General features: G+C 52.3%; 21 protein-coding genes. 13 read left to right on the forward strand and 8 right to left on the reverse strand.

What is annotated here, in order from left to right:
* The first annotated feature begins 53 nt into the window (after window positions 1–53).
* Complete coding sequence (gene greA, locus ACM67E_RS05770) at window positions 54–530, forward strand: transcription elongation factor GreA (RefSeq protein ID WP_416192657.1); 477 nt, start codon at window positions 54–56, stop codon at window positions 528–530.
* Window positions 531–753: 223 nt separating this feature from the next.
* Window positions 754–1,197 carry a DUF4149 domain-containing protein gene (locus ACM67E_RS05775; RefSeq protein WP_416192658.1) on the forward strand — a complete coding sequence of 148 codons (444 nt, stop codon included), beginning with the start codon at window positions 754–756 and terminating at the stop codon, window positions 1,195–1,197.
* 70 nt (window positions 1,198–1,267) lie between these two features.
* Here ACM67E_RS05775 and yhbY read toward each other — a convergent pair whose 3' ends face one another.
* Window positions 1,268–1,552, reverse strand: a complete 285-nt coding sequence (gene yhbY / locus ACM67E_RS05780) for a ribosome assembly RNA-binding protein YhbY (protein WP_416192659.1) — start codon at window positions 1,550–1,552, stop codon at window positions 1,268–1,270.
* A gap of 108 nt (window positions 1,553–1,660) precedes the next feature.
* On the opposite strand from yhbY, the gene ACM67E_RS05785 reads away from it, so the two are divergent.
* The 8 genes from ACM67E_RS05785 to ACM67E_RS05820 all read left to right on the forward strand — a co-directional run bounded on the left by ACM67E_RS05785 (window position 1,661) and on the right by ACM67E_RS05820 (window position 8,031).
* Window positions 1,661–2,281: an RlmE family RNA methyltransferase gene (locus ACM67E_RS05785; RefSeq protein WP_416192660.1), complete on the forward strand. Its 621-nt coding sequence runs from the start codon at window positions 1,661–1,663 to the stop codon at window positions 2,279–2,281.
* Between the two features lie 64 nt (window positions 2,282–2,345).
* On the forward strand, window positions 2,346–4,325 hold the full coding sequence (gene ftsH, locus ACM67E_RS05790; RefSeq protein WP_416192661.1) for an ATP-dependent zinc metalloprotease FtsH: 1,980 nt from the start codon (window positions 2,346–2,348) through the stop codon (window positions 4,323–4,325).
* A gap of 271 nt (window positions 4,326–4,596) precedes the next feature.
* Entirely contained in the window at window positions 4,597–5,028 is a 432-nt protein-coding gene (locus tag ACM67E_RS05795) for a type II toxin-antitoxin system RatA family toxin (protein ID WP_416192662.1), read from the forward strand.
* Window positions 5,021–5,299 (forward strand): RnfH family protein, encoded by a 279-nt coding sequence (locus tag ACM67E_RS05800; RefSeq protein ID WP_416192663.1) that lies wholly within the window; start codon window positions 5,021–5,023, stop codon window positions 5,297–5,299. The genes ACM67E_RS05795 and ACM67E_RS05800 overlap by 8 nt, the downstream gene beginning before the upstream one ends.
* Window positions 5,300–5,454: 155 nt before the next feature.
* Window positions 5,455–6,033, forward strand: a complete 579-nt coding sequence (gene pth / locus ACM67E_RS05805) for an aminoacyl-tRNA hydrolase (RefSeq protein ID WP_416192664.1) — start codon at window positions 5,455–5,457, stop codon at window positions 6,031–6,033.
* Window positions 6,034–6,055: 22 nt separating this feature from the next.
* Window positions 6,056–6,280 carry a dioxygenase gene (locus tag ACM67E_RS05810; RefSeq protein WP_416192665.1) on the forward strand — a complete coding sequence of 75 codons (225 nt, stop codon included), beginning with the start codon at window positions 6,056–6,058 and terminating at the stop codon, window positions 6,278–6,280.
* Window positions 6,261–6,632, forward strand: coding sequence for a VanZ family protein (locus tag ACM67E_RS05815; RefSeq protein WP_416192666.1), 372 nt, complete (start codon window positions 6,261–6,263; stop codon window positions 6,630–6,632). The genes ACM67E_RS05810 and ACM67E_RS05815 overlap by 20 nt, the downstream gene beginning before the upstream one ends.
* 88 nt (window positions 6,633–6,720) lie before the next feature.
* On the forward strand, window positions 6,721–8,031 hold the full coding sequence (locus ACM67E_RS05820; protein WP_416192667.1) for an aminopeptidase P N-terminal domain-containing protein: 1,311 nt from the start codon (window positions 6,721–6,723) through the stop codon (window positions 8,029–8,031).
* A 211-nt stretch (window positions 8,032–8,242) separates the two neighbouring features.
* Here ACM67E_RS05820 and ACM67E_RS05825 read toward each other — a convergent pair whose 3' ends face one another.
* The 4 genes from ACM67E_RS05825 to ACM67E_RS05840 all read right to left on the reverse strand — a co-directional run bounded on the left by ACM67E_RS05825 (window position 8,243) and on the right by ACM67E_RS05840 (window position 11,770).
* A complete protein-coding gene (locus tag ACM67E_RS05825) occupies window positions 8,243–8,809 on the reverse strand; it encodes an SGNH/GDSL hydrolase family protein (RefSeq protein ID WP_416192668.1) in 567 nt (188 codons plus the stop codon).
* A 107-nt stretch (window positions 8,810–8,916) separates the two neighbouring features.
* Entirely contained in the window at window positions 8,917–9,177 is a 261-nt protein-coding gene (locus ACM67E_RS05830) for a hypothetical protein (RefSeq protein WP_416192669.1), read from the reverse strand.
* 97 nt (window positions 9,178–9,274) lie between these two features.
* The gene (locus tag ACM67E_RS05835) at window positions 9,275–11,443 is read right to left on the reverse strand and encodes a heavy metal translocating P-type ATPase (RefSeq protein ID WP_416192670.1); all 2,169 of its coding nucleotides are present in this window, start codon (window positions 11,441–11,443) and stop codon (window positions 9,275–9,277) included.
* Window positions 11,444–11,560: 117 nt separating this feature from the next.
* Complete coding sequence (locus ACM67E_RS05840; RefSeq protein WP_416192671.1) at window positions 11,561–11,770, reverse strand: heavy-metal-associated domain-containing protein; 210 nt, start codon at window positions 11,768–11,770, stop codon at window positions 11,561–11,563.
* A gap of 202 nt (window positions 11,771–11,972) precedes the next feature.
* Here ACM67E_RS05840 and ACM67E_RS05845 point away from each other — a divergent pair, with 202 nt between their 5' ends.
* Entirely contained in the window at window positions 11,973–13,151 is a 1,179-nt protein-coding gene (locus ACM67E_RS05845) for a sugar transporter (RefSeq protein WP_416192672.1), read from the forward strand.
* Window positions 13,152–13,216: 65 nt separating this feature from the next.
* Here the strand turns inward: ACM67E_RS05845 and ACM67E_RS05850 are convergent, their stop codons facing one another.
* Together ACM67E_RS05850 and ACM67E_RS05855 are read right to left on the reverse strand one after the other, a co-directional pair.
* Window positions 13,217–13,645: a hypothetical protein gene (locus ACM67E_RS05850; RefSeq protein ID WP_416192673.1), complete on the reverse strand. Its 429-nt coding sequence runs from the start codon at window positions 13,643–13,645 to the stop codon at window positions 13,217–13,219.
* Window positions 13,638–14,945, reverse strand: coding sequence for a homoserine dehydrogenase (locus ACM67E_RS05855; protein WP_416192674.1), 1,308 nt, complete (start codon window positions 14,943–14,945; stop codon window positions 13,638–13,640). The genes ACM67E_RS05850 and ACM67E_RS05855 overlap by 8 nt, the downstream gene beginning before the upstream one ends.
* A 232-nt stretch (window positions 14,946–15,177) precedes the next feature.
* Here ACM67E_RS05855 and ACM67E_RS05860 point away from each other — a divergent pair, with 232 nt between their 5' ends.
* Together ACM67E_RS05860 and mpl are read left to right on the forward strand one after the other, a co-directional pair.
* Window positions 15,178–15,549, forward strand: a complete 372-nt coding sequence (locus ACM67E_RS05860) for an Mth938-like domain-containing protein (protein WP_416192742.1) — start codon at window positions 15,178–15,180, stop codon at window positions 15,547–15,549.
* A 128-nt stretch (window positions 15,550–15,677) separates the two neighbouring features.
* On the forward strand, window positions 15,678–17,054 hold the full coding sequence (gene mpl / locus ACM67E_RS05865; protein WP_416192675.1) for a UDP-N-acetylmuramate:L-alanyl-gamma-D-glutamyl-meso-diaminopimelate ligase: 1,377 nt from the start codon (window positions 15,678–15,680) through the stop codon (window positions 17,052–17,054).
* Window positions 17,055–17,124: 70 nt separating this feature from the next.
* On the opposite strand, the gene ACM67E_RS05870 is transcribed toward mpl, so the two are convergent.
* Complete coding sequence (locus tag ACM67E_RS05870) at window positions 17,125–17,649, reverse strand: Dps family protein (RefSeq protein ID WP_416192676.1); 525 nt, start codon at window positions 17,647–17,649, stop codon at window positions 17,125–17,127.
* Window positions 17,650–17,693 lie beyond the last annotated feature (44 nt).

Below are 17,693 nucleotides of genomic sequence, written 5' to 3' on the forward strand. Positions count from 1 at the left end.
GGGCGCGACACCATCAATGAAGAAGCGTACAAACGCTTTACGGAGAACATACCATGCAGAAAATTCCTTTGACTGTGCGCGGTGCGGAATTGTTGAAACAAGAATTGCAACACCTCAAAAGCGTTGCCCGTCCCGAAATCATCGAAGCGATTGCGGAAGCGCGCTCGCACGGCGATTTATCGGAAAATGCAGAATACGAAGCGGCCAAAGAACGCCAAGGCTTCATCGAAGGCCGCATTTCCGAATTGGAAAACAAACTTTCTCTGGCGCACATCATCAATCCGGTCGAAATCCATGCGGAAGGTAAGATTGTATTCGGCAGCACCGTGACTTTGGAAGATTTGGAAACCGAAGAGCAGGTAACTTACCAAATCGTGGGCGAAGACGAAGCGGATATCAAAGAGAAGAAAATTTATGTCGGCTCACCCATTGCCCGCGCTTTAATCGGTAAAGAAGAAGGTGATGTGGCGGAAGTGCAGGCTCCGGGCGGTGTGCGCGAGTATGACATTATTTCGGTGCAATACATCTGAAATCCATCGGGCAACAAAACCATGAATCCGACAAGGGGTTTTAATCAGGCCGTCTGAAAGCACAGATTTTCAGACGGCTGCGGTCTTTGAAAAACCGCAGGTTTGATTGTGGTTTAAAACGATGGTTATATAGACAGATGAATATTCGAGAAACACATAGCAAACAATGTGGTCAAGATGAAAATTCTGCAGAAGTTACGGTTTGCCGGTAAAGGATGAAACGATGAATAAATCAGTGGCGGCATTGGCCGGGGTGTGGCTGGGTCTGCAAGTGATGGCGGGCTATATTGCCGCGCCGGTGTTGTTTAAGAATTTGCCTAAATTACAGGCCGGAGCAATTGCCGGAGAACTGTTTGCTGTTGTTTCTTATAGCGGCTTAGTCATTTGGGCTTTGGTATATTTTGCGGGCAAACGTCTGTCGGCCGTACAAAATATCCGCTCGGTGAACAGTAGATTGATTGAGGTGCTGTGGGCAGGTTTGGCCGTGAATCAATTTCTGGTAACACCCGTGATTGAAGCCCTCAAAACACAAACTGCGAATTGGCTGCTGGATCTGACCGGCGGTTCATTCGGCGTATGGCACGGTATTTCCAGTTTGATTTACATGATATGCGCCATTTTGGCCGCAGTATTGGTCTGGCGGATTTCGGCGTTGGAGTGGAAATAAATAAACATAGACAAAGGCCGTCTGAAAGAATATTTTTCAGACGGCCTTTGCGCGATATGGCCGAACTTGCCTACATTTCCAAGTTTTTGCGCCACAATACCAATAATTTGCCGATATGCTGCACCAATTGCGCATCAACGGCTTCGCACAAAGCATTGCATATTTCGATGCGTTCCTGACGGTCATCGCCCAAGACACGTACTTTAATCAATTCGTGGGCAGTGAGGGCGGCATCGGTTTCTTTAATGACGGCATCGGTCAAACCGTGTTGGCCGATCATGACCACCGGATTAAGATGGTGGGCACGGGCTTTGAGTTCCAAAATTTCTTTGGTGCTTAATTTATCGTCGGTCATGTCGTATTGCTTGAATCAAAATAATAAGCTGGTATTGTACGCGATTTAACGACGGCCTGCGAGAAAATAACGTACAATAACGCCGTTTGATTCTCATATAGATACATTATGGCAGTACGTTCCAAATCTTCCAAGGCATGGCTCAACGAGCATGTTAACGATCACTATGTCCACATGGCGCAAAAAGACGGCTACCGTGCGCGGGCCGCTTATAAGCTATTGGAAATCAATGAAAAAGACAAACTCATCAAACCGGGTACGGTTTTGGCTGATTTGGGCAGCGCACCGGGCAGTTGGTCGCAGGTAGCGGCCAAGTTGGTCGGTAAAAACGGCCAAGTATTTGCTTTGGATATTTTGCCGATGGAAGAGATCGACGGTGTTTCCTTTATTCAGGGCGACTTTCGTGAAGAAGGTGTTTTGGCGCAATTGGAATCGCTGTTGGATAATCGTCCCCTGGATCTTGTAATTTGCGATATGGCACCCAATATGTCGGGTAACGCCGTCACCGATCAGGCCAAGAGCTTTTATCTGTGCGAATTGGCATTGGACTTTGCTGCCAACCATTTGAAAACGGGCGGCAGTTTTTTGGTTAAAGTATTTCAGGGCGCAGGCTATCAGGAATATATGTCGGCCATGAGGGAATTATTCGGTAGCGTTCAGACGCGCAAGCCCGAGGCTTCCCGCAATCGCTCCAGTGAGATTTATTTATTGGGCAAAAATAAACGCTGACAATATGGGCAGCGTGCTTTAAAATCGTTTCTTTCGTTTACCTTTATATATGGAGCCTGATTCAGTGGGGAATACCATTAAACATGTATTGGTCTGGTTGGTTTTGGGTGTCTGCTTGATGGCGGCATTCAATGCCATTAACGACAAGCAGGAAAATAAACAACAAATCGAATATTCGCAGTTTATCCAGCAGGTAAACAACGGTGAAGTGGCCAGCGTAAATATCGAGGGTTCGGTGGTCAGCGGTTACCTGATTAAAGGCGAACGCGCGGACAAAACATCGTTTTTTACCAATGCCCCGCTTGACGATAAGCTGATTCAGACTTTATTGGATAAAAACGTCCGCGTGAAAGTTACGCCCGAAGAAAAACCAAGCATGCTGGGCAGTTTGTTTTTCAGCCTGCTGCCGGTATTGCTGCTGATTGGTGCGTGGTTTTACTTCATGCGTATGCAAAGCGGCGGTGGCGGTAAAGGCGGTGCGTTTTCATTCGGTAAAAGCCGCGCTAAGTTGTTGGATAAAGATGCCAACAAAGTGACCTTCGCCGATGTGGCCGGCTGCGACGAAGCCAAAGAAGAAGTGCAGGAAATCGTCGATTACCTGAAAGCTCCTTCGCGCTACCAGAGTTTGGGCGGACGTGTACCGCGCGGTATTTTGCTTGCGGGCAGCCCGGGTACGGGTAAGACTTTGCTGGCCAAAGCGATTGCTGGCGAAGCGGGCGTACCGTTTTTCAGCATTTCCGGTTCGGATTTCGTCGAAATGTTCGTCGGTGTCGGTGCCAGCCGTGTACGGGATATGTTCGAACAGGCCAAGAAAAATTCGCCTTGCATCATCTTTATCGATGAGATCGATGCCGTAGGCCGCCAGCGCGGTGCCGGCTTGGGCGGGGGCAATGACGAGCGCGAACAGACCTTGAACCAATTACTGGTTGAAATGGATGGCTTTGAAAGCAACCAAACCGTGATTGTGATTGCCGCAACCAACCGTCCTGATGTATTGGATCCTGCGTTGCAGCGTCCGGGCCGTTTCGACCGTCAAGTCGTGGTGCCGCTGCCCGACATCCGCGGTCGCGAGCAGATTTTAAAAGTGCACGCCAAAAAAGTGCCTTTGGACGAGTCGGTTGACCTGACCTCTTTGGCGCGCGGTACACCGGGTTTTTCAGGTGCCGATTTGGCCAACTTGGTGAACGAAGCCGCTTTGTTTGCCGGCCGTCGCAATAAAATCAAAGTCGATCAAAGCGATTTTGAAGATGCGAAAGACAAAATTTATATGGGTCCCGAGCGCCGCTCAATGGTGATGCACGAAGATGAGAAACGTGCGACGGCTTACCATGAATCGGGTCATGCCATCGTTGCGGAAAGTTTGGAAAATACCGATCCGGTGCATAAAGTCACCATCATGCCGCGCGGCCGTGCGCTGGGTCTGACTTGGCAGCTTCCCGAACGTGACCGCATCAGCATGTACAAAGACCAGATGTTGAGCCAAATTGCCATTCTGTTTGGCGGACGTATTGCCGAAGATATTTTTGTCGGCCGTATTTCTACCGGTGCATCCAATGACTTTGAACGTGCCACGCAAATTGCCCGCGAAATGGTAACGCGCTACGGCATGAGCGACAAAATGGGCGTGATGGTTTACGCGGAAAACGAAGGCGAAGTTTTCTTGGGACGCAGCGTGACCCGTTCGCAAAACATTTCCGAGAAAACCCAGCAGGACGTGGATGCCGAAATCCGCCGTATTTTGGACGAGCAATATGCCTTGGCGTACAAAATCTTGGATGAGAACCGGGATAAAATGGAAACCATGTGTAAGGCTCTGATGGATTGGGAAACCATCGACCGGGATCAGGTTCTGGAAATCATGGCGGGTCAGCAGCCTAGTCCGCCGAAGGATTACAGTCATAATCTGCGCAAGGATGAACCTGAGGAACCGAAGGGCGAACCGGAGCAAGTCATGGTTATTACCCCCGAGGGGCCGCAAACCGAAGTGCAAAATGTCAAACCGGAACATTCTTCCGATAATGATTCGGGCATGGGCAAGCCATAAAGTTATATCGAACGGCAGTGGTAACGCTGCCGTTTTTTATGTCTGAATAGTGGGGAAGTAAGGACTGAGCAGGTAGCGGAGCCAAATTGATTTCCACCGGCTTTGTTTGGAAGGTTTTGTACATTACGCAATCAGCCGGAAAATCATTTCGATTTTCTATAGCGGGCTGCTTTGTCTTGATGGTTGGTTGATTTTACCGTATCAGCAAAGGCCGTCTGAAAACCGAAACAAATTCGTTTATAATGCCACTTTTACTCAAGTTTGATTCGTCATGAAAACAGTAGAAAAAAGCGTATTGGTGTTGCATAGTGCCGGACAGATGTTTGAGCTGGTTGACCGGGTGGAGGATTACCCGAGGTTTTTACCGTGGTACAGTAAAACAGAAATCCTCGAGCGCACCGATACCGAGTTGAAAGCGCGGCTGTTTATGGATTACATGGGCGTGCGGCAGTCTTTCGCTACGCACAACCATAATATCCCGGGGCAGGAAATCAAAATGGATTTGCTTGAAGGGCCGTTTAAAACCTTATGCGGCACATGGCGGTTTGTCGATTTGGGAGACGACATGTGCCAAATCGAATTCAAATTGGCATACGAATTCAGCAGTTCGATTTTGTCGGCCGTGATTTCTCCGGTGTTCAATCATTTGTCCGATACCTTGGTGGACGCGTTTGTCAAAGAGGCTGACCGCCGCTATGCTTAACATCGAAATCGTGTACGGCTTGCCTGACAAGCAGGTTTTGAAAACCATGCAGGTAGCCGAGGGTACCACCATCCGCCAGGCTGCGTTGCAAAGCGGTTTGGAAAACGAGTTTTCTGATTTGGATTTGAACACGGCCAAACTTGGGATTTTTGGAAAAGCCGTTAAAGACGATACCGTATTGCGCGAAAAAGACCGCATCGAAATATACCGGCCTTTGCTGATCGACCCGAAGGAAGCGAGGAGACGGCGCGTACAGAATCAGGAAGATTAAAGGCCGTCTGAAACGGTTTCGGTTTGAAACAGCGTGGTAGATGCTGCCAAACCGAAAAATCTCCGGAATCGCAAACCGGCAGATATATGATTCAATGAATACGAGGCCGTCTGAAAATTTTCAGACGGCCTTAATGAGAACAACACGAGAAGAACATGTCCAATCCAATCAAAATGATTGTCGGCTTGGGTAATCCCGGCAAAGAATACGAAGCAACCCGGCACAATGCCGGCTTTTGGCTGCTGGATGAGTTGGCGTGGCAATGGAAAGTTGCCTTTAAAGAAGAAAAAAAATTCTTCGGCGAAGTGGCGCGCGCTAGCCGTCCGGAAGGCGATGTCTGGCTCATCAAGCCGATGACGTTTATGAACCGTTCCGGTCAGGGGGTGGCGGCCTTGGCGCAGTTTTACAAAATCAAGCCCGAAGAAATTCTGGTGGTGCACGATGAATTAGACATCGAGTGCGGCCGCATTAAATTCAAGCTCGGTGGCGGGAACGGCGGTCACAACGGTTTGAAAGACATCCAGGCCCGTTTGGGTACGCCGGATTTCTACCGTCTGCGTCTCGGTATCGACCATCCGGGCGACAAATCTTTGGTATCGGCTTATGTGCTCAATAAGCCGAGTGCGGAACACCGCCAATTGATTGAAGATGCGGTGAATAAATCCATCCGGGGTATTCCGCTGCTGACGGCCGGTGAATTTGAAGAAGCGCAGCGTTTTTTACACAGTCGTTAACCCATTTTCAGACGGCCTTAAAATGAACGGACTGATTGATTTGATTCAGACTGAAAGCGTCGGTACAGTCGAAGAAACCCTTGATTTTTTGTTATACGAATGCAGCATGGACGACGCACCGAGCCGTGAAGAAGTGGCGCAATGGCGCGATTTGTTAAACACGCGCGGCGGGAAATTCGTGCGTTTGGCCAAAATCTGCCAAACATGGCTGGACGAAGAGGGCAGACATGACATTGCCGCGCAATAAATTTACCGTTTTGGCGGCATTATGGTTTGCCGCCGCCGTTTATTCGCTGCTGCTGCGCGAGTCGGAAGGCGGTGCGCCGCCTTTTCCGAATTTCGACAAAGTGGCGCATTTCGCTTTATTTTTCGCACAATTCTGGCTGCTCGCCAAAGCCTATATGACCGGTAAACACCCGATTCCCTATCGCGGCCTGATGATTGCCGCCGTAGTGTTTGCGGTTGCCAGCGAGTGCGCGCAGGCGTTGTTGACCCAAACGCGCGAAGGTTCGTTTTGGGATGCGGTGGCCGATGTGTGCGGCGCGGCGGCGGCTTTGTGGTTCGCCTGCAAAACCGAACAGGCCAAAAGGCTGAAATAACCGGATATTCCGGTTTATGCAACTTCACATTCAGGCCGTCTGAAAACAGTATCGCACGTTCAGACGGCCTTATTCACAAGGAATCATCATGGACATCACTCCGTTTATCCGCCGCCGCCGGCGCGTATTGAACGAAATCGGCAGCGAAGGCGTGGCGGTCTTATTTGCCGCACCGGAACAACGCCGCAGCAACGACACCGAATTTTCGTTCCGCCAAGACAGCTATTTTCATTACCTGACCGGTTTTGGCGAACCGCAGTCTGTGTTGCTGTTGGACGGGGCGACACAAAAAAGCATATTGTTCTGCCGCGATAAAGACGAATTGGGCGAGATTTGGAACGGGTTCCGCTACGGCCCTGAAGCGGCGTGCGAAGTATTCGGCTTTGACGAAGCGTATAGCAACAGCGAATGGCTGCACCATCTCAGCCAAGCCATGTTAAACAAAAAAAGCCTGTATGCGCTGTGGGGGCTTTACCCGGAACGCGACAGGGAAGTAATGGGCAAATGGCACGCCGTGCAGCAGAGCGCCGGCCGCCGCATTCAGGCCAATACCTATGCGCCGGATAATCTGGCGGATTTGGCCGCCGTGCTTGACCCCATGCGTCTGATTAAAGACGAGTATGAAACCGCGCTGCTGAAAAAAGCAGGGGAAATCAGCGCATTGGCGCATATCCGTGCCATGCAGAAAACCCGTGCCGGCATAAGCGAACTGCAAATCGAGGCGGAAATCCTGCACGAATTCATGCGCCACGGCGCGCGCTTCCCGTCTTACAACAGCATTATCGCAGGCGGTAAAAACGCCTGCTGCCTGCACTATGTCGACAACAAAGACATTTTGCGCGACGGCGATTTGCTGCTGATTGACGCAGGTGCGGAATACGGCTTGTACGCAGGCGACATCACGCGTACTTTTCCGGTAAACGGAAAATTCAATGCTGCCCAAAAAGAGGTTTACGAAATCGTGTTGGCCGCCAACGAAGCCGCCATCGCCGCCGTGAAACCGAATGCCGATTGGGGCGACATCCATCTGATTGCCTTGAAGATTTTGGTTCAGGGGCTGATTGACTGCAAACTGTTACGCGGTACGGTCGACGGCAACATCGAATCGCAAGCCTATCAGCGGTTCTATATGCACGGCTTGGGGCATTGGGTCGGCCTGGACGTACACGATGTCGGCAAACGCTGGCACAACGGCAAGCCGCTGCTGTTGCAGCCCGGCATGTGCAGCACCGTCGAGCCGGGGCTGTATATCGCGGCGGCAGACGACATTCCCGAGGCATTCCGAAATATCGGCATCCGTATTGAAGACAATGTGCTGGTCACGGCAGACGGGTGTGAAAACTATACTGTGGCAGCACCGAAAAGCGTGGCCGATATTGAAGCGGTGATGCGCGGCTAGGCCGGAACTTTTGCACAATTGTGGTGAAACCTGAAAATCCATGTCGGTCATCCGCTGTGCCGGTTTGCTGCGCCCCCGTCCAGCTAAATGACGGATTAGAGATTTTTTGAAGATTTTCGGATTGCAAGGCCTCGGGCATCTGAAATTCCGTAAACAAGAAAAGGCCGTCTGAAAATCAGGTTTTCAGACGGCCTCTGTTTTCTAAATCGGTTTATGAATAAATTTTCCGGATCGATTCGGCTACGGCGTTGCCTAAAATCTGATTGCCGAACTCGTTGAAATGCAGTCCGTCGCCAAGCGTCAGCGCGGTTAAATCCTGCACGAACATCAAACCGTACAAATCATTGACTGCAAAGCCGAATTCATCCGCCAAGTCTTTGGCGGCCTGGTTGTAGGCATGGATGTCTTTCAGATAGCGGCGCGACGGTTTGGTCACGTTGTGCACGCTTTGCAGAAACGGCGTGCTGCTTGCCCAAATAATCTTGGCACCGGTCTGCTGCAGGCGGCTGAAAATCTGCCGCAGGTTGGCATGGTAAGTGTGGATGTCGGTCAAAGGCTTAGGGCTGCCGGGATGGTAGCGGATGTCGTGCAAACCGCAGTTGAGGTGGATGATGTCGCCGGCTTGCGCCCCTTGTGTCCATTGCCCGATATGCCGCAACACATCGTTTGACGAGCGGCAATTGCCGACCGGCGAGAGTACCGCCGTATCAGGCAGGGCGGCTTGAACTGCCGCTTCGTAACCCAGCCGGATTGAATCGCCGATAAGGTAAACCGTCATATTTCCCCCGATATTAAGGCCGTCTGAAACAGACAACATCATAATATCAATCGTTTCAGACGGCCTTAATATGCGTCAAATGAAAGGGCAGGATTGTGTAAAGTCTGTCAGTTTTTATGGTTTTTACGATAAAAATCAATCAATTGCTTGGCTTGCAGCATGGGCAGCCCGAAGCGGTCGGCCACGGCTTTCAAATCCTTGATTTCCACGCCGGTCAGGTTTTGGCTGATCCATTGGAATGTTTCCGGTTTGCTTTTGATGTGTTCCAGATAAGCCTGTTTGCGTTTCCAATTGCGAGACCATACCAACAGTGCGGTAAAAATCAGCAATATAATCAGAAATATATTGGTTGCGGCTATCATTTCCATGCTTGGGAATCCGTACAAGATAAAAAGCGATTATAAATGAAAAAGGCCGTCTGAAAGCCGATTATCCGGTTTCAGACGGCCTGGCAGCAATCTGGCATTATCGGATGCGCACGCGTTTCAAACGTAAAGCATTGGTTAACACCGAGACCGAACTCATCGCCATCGCTGCACCGGCAATCACGGGGCTGAGAAAGCCCAATGCCGCCAGCGGGATACCGAGGATATTGTAGAAAAAGGCAAAAAACAGGTTTTGCTTGATGTTTTTCAGCGTAGCGCGCGAAACGAGCAGGGCGTCGACCAGTTGGTTGACCGAATGCTGCATCAGGGTAGCCGAAGCGGTGTGTTCGGCGACGTCGGCACCGCCTTTCATGGCAAAGCTGACATTGGCGGCGGCCAACGCGGGCGCATCGTTGATGCCGTCGCCGACCATGGCCACGGTTCTGCCTTCCTCTTTCAACTTCTGTACCGCGGTCGCTTTGTCGCGCGGACTCATGTTGCCGAACGCGTGTCCGATGTCCAATTGCGATGCGATGTATTCGACCGTGTTCTGATTGTCGCCGCTCATTACGTACACATCGATGTCATGCGCTTTCAGACGGCGTATGGCTTCGGCGGTGTCGCTTTTTAGGGCATCGGCCAGGGCAAATGCACCGATGGGGCGGTCGTCAACGGATACCGCAACCAAACTGGCAATCGGCCACACGCCGCCTAAACCGGCCGGTAAAGTCAGGTTGGCATAATCGGGTTTGCCGACTTTGACCGAACCTATGCCGTCGATTTCGGCGAAAATGCCTGCGCCGACCGCGGTCTGCGCGCCGCTGCTTTCCGGCAGATTCAAGTTGCGCGCCAATGCGGCGGACACAATCGCATCGGCAAGCGGGTGGGCAGCATTTTGCTCGACGGAAGCGGCGATACGGAACAAATCGTCTTCATCGAAACCGCTGTCGGGCACGAGATAAACCGCAGCCACTTGCGGGCGGCCTTCGGTCAGCGTGCCGGTTTTGTCGAGCACGACGGCATCGACATGCGCCGATTCTTCCAACGAAGCGGCGTCTTTGAACCAAATGCCGTGTTTCACCGCTTTGCCCATACCGACCATGACCGCCGCCGGTGTGGCCAAGCCCAAGGCACACGGACAGGCAATCACCAATACCGCCACCGCATGCATCAACCCTGCCTGCCAATCGCCTTTGATGCCCCAAGTGAGCGCGAAAGTCAGCAGCGAAATGCCGACCACCACCGGTACGAAAACCGCCGCCGCTTTGTCGGCCACGCGTGCAATCGGTGCTTTGCTGCCTTGCGCTTCGGAAAGCGCGTTCATCATGTCGCCCAAGAGTGTATGGCTGCCCAGCTGCGTGGCACGGTAAACCAAGCTGCCGTCGGTCACCAGTGCGCCGGCCAAAACCTTGCTGCCCGCCTGTTTCATTTCGGGATTGGATTCGCCGGTGAGATGGCTTTCGTCCGTCCAGCCGCTGCCGCTTTCGACCACGCCGTCGGCAGCAATGCGCTCGCCGTGGTTGGCGCGCAGCATATCGCCGGTTTGCACTTGGTCTAAAGGCAGCGGTTGCCATGTGCCGTCGCGCTGTACATTCACTTTACCCGGCGTGAGCTTGAGCATCAGCGACAGGCTGTTCAGGCTGGATTTTTTTGTGCGGTGTTCCAAAAATTTGCCCAGCGATACGAAACCGATCACCATCACGCCGGCTTCGAAATACACATGTGCCATACCGTCGTGTCCCATGCCGCGGTGGTGGAACATCATGTACACCGAATAGAGGTAAATCGATACCGTGCCGATGGTGACGAGCACGTCCATATTGGCCAAGCCGCCTTTAATCGAAGCCCATGCGCTTTTGTAAAACGGAACCGCCAGCCAAAGCTGCACGATGCTGGCCAGGGCAAACTGCCACATCGCCGGCATCATCCAATCGTGGCGGCCGATCATCATCCCCGCCATGCCGATGAGAAACGGCACGTTAACCGCCAGCAGCAGCCACAAACGCCAGCCGATATGCACCGGTCCGCCGCCGTCGGCTTGGGGCAGCGCATCGGTTTTTTCGGTTGCGCCGAAACCGGTTTTTTCGATGATTCGGGCAATGTCGGCAGCCGAGCTTCGGCTGCCGTCGAACACGACCTGTGCCTCTTCGCTGGCAAAATTAACCCCCGCGCTTTCGATAAAGTCTTTTTTGTTCAACACTTTTTCGATGCGCGAAGCACAGGCCTGGCAGGTCATGCCTTTGATTTGAAAACGGACTTTCTGTTGCATGTTTTTTGTCCATCAGGTTGACAATAAAGACAGCTTAAACCTTTACATCAGGTTAAAGTCAAGTCTTGATAAAGGCCGTCTGAAACGACCATTCAGACGGCCTCGGGTAGTTTTATATCAACGCGAAGCGTCAAAGCCGCCGTCTTCCACGGCCTCGATTAAGGCATCGACATCGGTTTTGGCCGCATCAAATTCAATCACGGCGTTTTTGTTTTCCAAGCTGACTTCGGCTTTGGCGACGCCGTCGGTGCTTTCCAGAATGCGGGTCACGCTTTTGACGCAGCCGCCGCAGGTCATGCCTTCGATGTTTAAGGTAACGGTTTCCATGATTTTTTCCTTCGGTAAAAACAGTATTTCCAATATAAACCTTAACTCGGGGTCAGGGTCAAGTCTTTTTTCAGACGGCCTGCCTGAAAAGGCCGTCTGAAACATTTGAAAACAAACGAAATGTAGTCGGTTGTTATCGTTTTCATTGCCGTATGAACGGAGTAGAATAACGCCCCTGTTTTGATAGGGAAGGATAAAAATTATGTCGGCGGCCAAAGAGAAAAAGCAATGGCTCAGCGTATTGGCCTTGGCGGTGGGCGCATTTATTTTCAACACCACCGAATTTATTCCGATTGCGCTGTTGAGCGACATCGGCCAGACCTTCGGCATGGCTTCGACCGAAGTCGGAATTATGCTGACCGTGTATGCGTGGATTGTGGCCTTGCTGTCGCTGCCGCTGATGCTGGCGACGAAAAATTTCGAACGCCGCAAGCTCTTGCTGATTTTGTTTGCCGTGTTTGTCGCGGGGCATGTATTGTCGTTTTTCGCTTGGAATTTCGGCGTGTTGCTGGCCAGCAGGATTTGCATTGCCTTGACCCATGCGGTGTTTTGGTCGATTACGGCATCTTTGGCGGTACGGGTTGCGCCTCAGGGAAAAAGCACGCAGGCATTGGGTTTGCTGAGTACCGGCACGGTCATGGCGATGGTGATGGGCATTCCGCTGGGACGGGTCATCGGCCAGTTTTATTCATGGCAGATCAGTTTTCTGCTGATTGGCATTTGCGCGGCGGCGGTGATGGTGGTGCTGGCGAAAAACCTGCCTTTGCTGCCGAGCGTAAATTCCGGCTCGTTGGGCAGCCTGCCTTTGCTGGTAAAACGCAAAAACCTGATGCTGCTTTATGCCTTTACCATTCTGATCATCACCGCGCATTTTACCGCGTACAGCTATATCGAGCCGTTTGTGCTGCAAATCGGCGGCTTCAGGCCGGAGCAGGTAACGGTCGTATTGGGGCTGTATGGTGCGGCCGGTTTCGTCGCTTCGTATGTATTCGGCAAATGGTTTGCCAAATTTCCGCGGCAGTTTTTCATCGGTGCGGCTGCCGTTGTGGCATTGATGACAGCGTTGCTGTGGCCGTTTGCCGGTTCGGCATGGGCGGTTTACGCGTTGTGCTTTGTCTGGGGCATCGCCATCAGCGTGGTCAGCCTGTCGATGATTGCCAAAGTGTTGAACTTCGCTTCGGACGCCACCGATGTTGCCACGTCGATTTATTCGGGGCTGTATAACGTCGGTATCGGCGGCGGTGCGCTGTTGGGGCATTACGTGACCGTTTGGCTGGGCTTGGGCGGTATCGGTTTTGTCGGCGCAGGGCTGGCTGCTTTGGCGGTCACGCTGGCGTATGTATTGATTAAACGCGGTGATTTTATGAATAAACCGGTCTGAACGCGTTTGAAAATAAATAAGGCCGTCTGAAAAAATTATTTTCAGACGGCCTTTTTGCCGTTGGTTCATTCTGCTTTCAAACCGGCGATACACTGTTTGTCGCGGGCTTCGAATGCCGCTGCACCACCGAGCAAATCGAGTTGCTCTTGCGCGCTGATTTTGCTGAACGATTGGATTTGCTTTTCGCTGAGTTTCTCCAAAGGTTCGTCCCACATGCAGACGCAGTAATCGACAATCACTTGTCCGCCTTTGCCTTCCAAGCCTCGCGCTTTCAAATCGGCCTGCCATTTGTCGGCAAACGGAATGTTTTTCACACACGATTCGATGATGGCCTGCTTGGCTTTGGGCTTGGACAGGGCGCATTGCGACAAAAAGAAAAAGCTCACCAGCAACGCCATGATAATCCATGCCCAAATGCGGATGGTACGGATTTTGGCCTTGGCTTTTTTGGTTTTGGCTGCCTGTTCTTCAGGGGTTAACGGTTGCTCAGCCATGCAGACTTTCCATGCGGATCATGGTAATCGGTGTTTCGACGCAATCGAGTCGCTCGATGGCGGCGATGGCGGTTTTGATGTTTTTCTCGACCGTGCTGTGGGTCAGAATCACGATTTCGGCGGTGGTTTTGTCAATCACGCCTTTTTGAATCAAAGCTTCGATGGATACGCCTTGCTCGGCCAACAGGTTGGCGATTTTGCCCAATGTGCCCGGTTCGTCTTTGGCTTGGACGCGCAGGTAGTAGCTGCTGGTGATGTCATCCATCGGCAGAATGGTTTGCGCTTTCACGCCTTGCGGTTGGAACGCCAGATGCGGTACGCGGTTTTCGGCGTCCGCACCCAACATGCGGCAGATGTCGATGATGTCGGCGACGACTGCGCTGGCGGTCGGCAATGCACCCGCGCCTGCGCCGTAATACAGCGTTTCGCCGACCATATCGGCATTGACGCGTACGGCGTTCATCACGCCGTTGACATTCGCCAACAGGCGGCTTTCCGGAATCAGGGTCGGATGCACGCGCAATTCGATGCCTTTGTCGGTTTTGCGGGTGATGCCCAATAATTTGATGCGGTAGCCCAGTTCCTCCGCGTATTTGATGTCGCGGCTGTCGAGCTTGCTGATGCCTTCCAGATAGCAGGCATTGAAATTGACCGGCGTACCGAATGCCAACGCACTCATGATGGTGATTTTATGACCGGCATCATGGCCTTCGATGTCGAAAGTCGGGTCGGCCTCGGCGTAGCCCAAAGCCTGCGCTTCTTTCAACACGTCGGCAAACGCGCTGCCTTTTTCGCGCATTTCACTCAAAATGAAATTGCTGGTGCCGTTGATGATGCCGGCGATGGATTTGATGTTGTTGGCGGCCAGACCTTCGCGCAGGGCTTTGATAATCGGAATGCCGCCGGCGACCGCTGCTTCGAATTGCACCATCACGTTTTTCGATTCGGCCAAAGGGAAGATTTCGTTGCCGTATTCGGCCAGCAGTTTTTTATTGGCGGTCACAATGTGTTTGCCGTTTTCGATGGCTTTCAATACCGCATCTTTGGCAATGCCGGTGCCGCCGAACAATTCGACCACCACATCCACATCGTCACGTTGAACCAATGCAAACGGGTCTTGCACAAAAGCGGCATTCGGCGCAACTTCTGCGGCTTTTTCGGCACTTCTGTCGCACACGGCGGAAATCCGCACGTCGCGCCCCAAACGGCGGCTGATTTCTGCGGCGTTTTCCTGCAAAACGGTCGCGGTGCCGCCGCCTACCGTACCTAAACCTAAAAGACCGATATTCACTGGCTTCATTGTGTCTCCTTGTTGAGCCGGATTTTTCAATAGCGTAAACTGTCGCGCAAGCGGTGCGGCCTTTACATTTCAAACAGGCGCGGTGCGGACGTCAAAGTTGCTAATCCTACCCGAAATTACCTGTTTTTGCACCTTTTTTATGGAACTCAGGCCGTCTGAAAACGGTTTGAAACAGTGCGGCAGGGCAGTTGGCCGAAGCAGGTGAAATTGTCTGAGCCATGAAGGACGAATGATGTTGATCGAAGAGAACGCCAACCCGTCGGCAGCGGCGGTGAGTGCCTATCAAAACGGCAGGATTGAAATCGGGGGGCAAAGTTGGAATCAGCCGGTTATCCTGCGTTGCGAATCGGTTGGATTGATGCCGCCAAAAAGGCCGTCTGAACTGCAAATCAGCGATTTTTTTCAGACGGCAAGGCCGGAGGATTATCCCGAAGTGATTATTGTCGGTACCGGAGAGAAGCAGGAATTTATCCACCCGAAAATCATCGCGCAGGCGGCGGCATACGGTATCGGGATGGAATGTATGAATACCGCTTCCGCCTGCCGTACGCTGATGCTGCTGCAAGCCGAAGGGCGCAGGGTGTGGGCGTGGCTGTGGCCGTGAGTCCCGCTTAATGGAGGGCCTGTGCCAAGAAATGTTTTACCGGAAGGCCATCTGAAAACGATTTTCAGACGGCCTTTCGGGCGTAAATTCCGTTATAATGTGCGTTTTTGAAATTTAAAGACGATTTTATGAAACACATCCACATTATCGGCATCGGCGGCACGTTTATGGGCGGCGTGGCGGCCATCGCCAAAGAAGCGGGGTTTAAGGTCAGCGGTTGCGACGCGAAAATGTATCCGCCGATGAGCACCCAGCTCGAAGCCTTGGGCATCGGCGTTCACGAAGGTTTCGATGCGGCGCAGCTTGATGAATTCCCAGCCGATGTTTATGTGATCGGTAATGTGGCCAAACGCGGCATGGACGTGGTGGAGGCGGTGCTGAACCGCGGCCTGCCGTATATTTCCGGCCCGCAATGGCTGGCGGAAAACGTGCTGCACGGCCGTTGGGTGTTGGGTGTGGCGGGTACGCACGGCAAAACCACCACCGCATCCATGCTGGCTTGGGTGCTGGAATACGCCGGGCTTGCGCCGGGCTTTTTGATTGGCGGCGTGCCGCAGAATTTCAGCGTGTCTGCGCGTCTGCCGCAAACGCCGAAGCTCGACCCGAACAGCCGATCGCCGTTTTTCGTGATTGAGGCCGACGAATACGACACCGCGTTTTTCGACAAACGCAGTAAATTCGTGCATTACCGTCCGCGCACCGCGATTTTGAACAATCTGGAATTCGACCATGCCGACATTTTCCCTGACTTGGCCGCTATTCAAACCCAGTTCCACCATCTTGTCCGCACCGTGCCTTCAGGCGGCCTGATTGTCGCCAACGGCCGCGAAGAAGCCCTGCACGAAACCATAGACAAAGGCTGCTGGACGCCGATTGAATGGTTCGGTAACCAAGCGGGTTGGCAGATTGGTGAAGCCGATGAAAACGGCAGTTTCGACGTGTTTTTCAAAGGCGAAAAAGCAGGTCGCGTGGAATGGGATTTGCTCGGCGAACACAACCGCCTGAACGCGCTGGCCGTGATTGCCGCCGCGCGTCATGCCGGTGTGGACGTTCAGACGGCCTGCGAAGCCTTGGGCAAATTTCAAAACGTGAAGCGGCGCATGGAAATCAAGGGTACGGTTGGCGGCATTACCGTGTACGACGACTTCGCCCACCATCCGACCGCCATCGCCACCACCGTGGCCGGTTTGCGCCAAAAAGTCGGCAGCGCGCGCATTTTGGCCGTGTTGGAACCGCGTTCCAACACCATGAAGCTCGGCACGATGGCCGCTGCGTTGCCCGAAAGCCTGAAAGAAGCCGATTTGGTATTCTGCTACGCGGGCGGTGTAGATTGGGACGTGGCCGCCGCACTTGCGCCGTTGGGTAGCAAACTACACGTCGGCAAAGATTTTGACGCGTTTATCGCCGAAATCGTGAAAAACGCCCAAGTGGGCGATCAGATTTTGGTGATGAGCAACGGCGGGTTCGGCGGCATTCACGACAAACTGCTGGCAGCATTGAAATAATGCGAAAGGCCGTCTGAAAAACTTTTCAGACGGCCTTTAATCTGCCTGTAAAAACAATGTATCAGGTGAGTTATTTCTTCACACCCAAAAATGCGTTGTACATCCAAATCAATTTCTCTTGCGCCTGCACATAGCCGGTAATCAAATCCGCCGTGCCCTCGTCGCCGGCTTCGTCGGCCGCGGCAATGACTGTGCGCTGCTCTTCAATCAATTCCTGCAAACCCCCGACCAGACCTTCCACGCACTCGCGCCCGTCGAATACGTTTTTATGTTCTTTAATCGAAGAATGTTCGGTGAAATCGCTGTAGGCGTGCAGCGGCGTACCGGCGAGGGTGAGGATGCGCTCGGCGATTTCGTCAATCTGCAATTGCAGTTCGGTGTAAAGTTCCTCGAATTTGGCGTGCAGCGAGAAGAAATGTTCGCCTTTGACGTTCCAATGATAACCGCGCACGTTTTGGTAAAACACATGATAGCTCGACAGCAGAGCGTTCAGCTTCTCATTGATGGGTGCGGTCTCGCTTTTTTCCAAACCGATTTGGTTGGTTTTTTGTTTGGAAGAAGTTGCAGCAGTTTTCTCTTTTTTTGCCTTAGCCATGATTTTTCCTTTGACAGCAATCGATTAAACAAGACGTTTGCAAA

Origin of the sequence: Neisseria sp. CCUG12390 (assembly GCF_047837985.1) — a bacterium.
GTDB lineage: Bacteria > Pseudomonadota > Gammaproteobacteria > Burkholderiales > Neisseriaceae > Neisseria.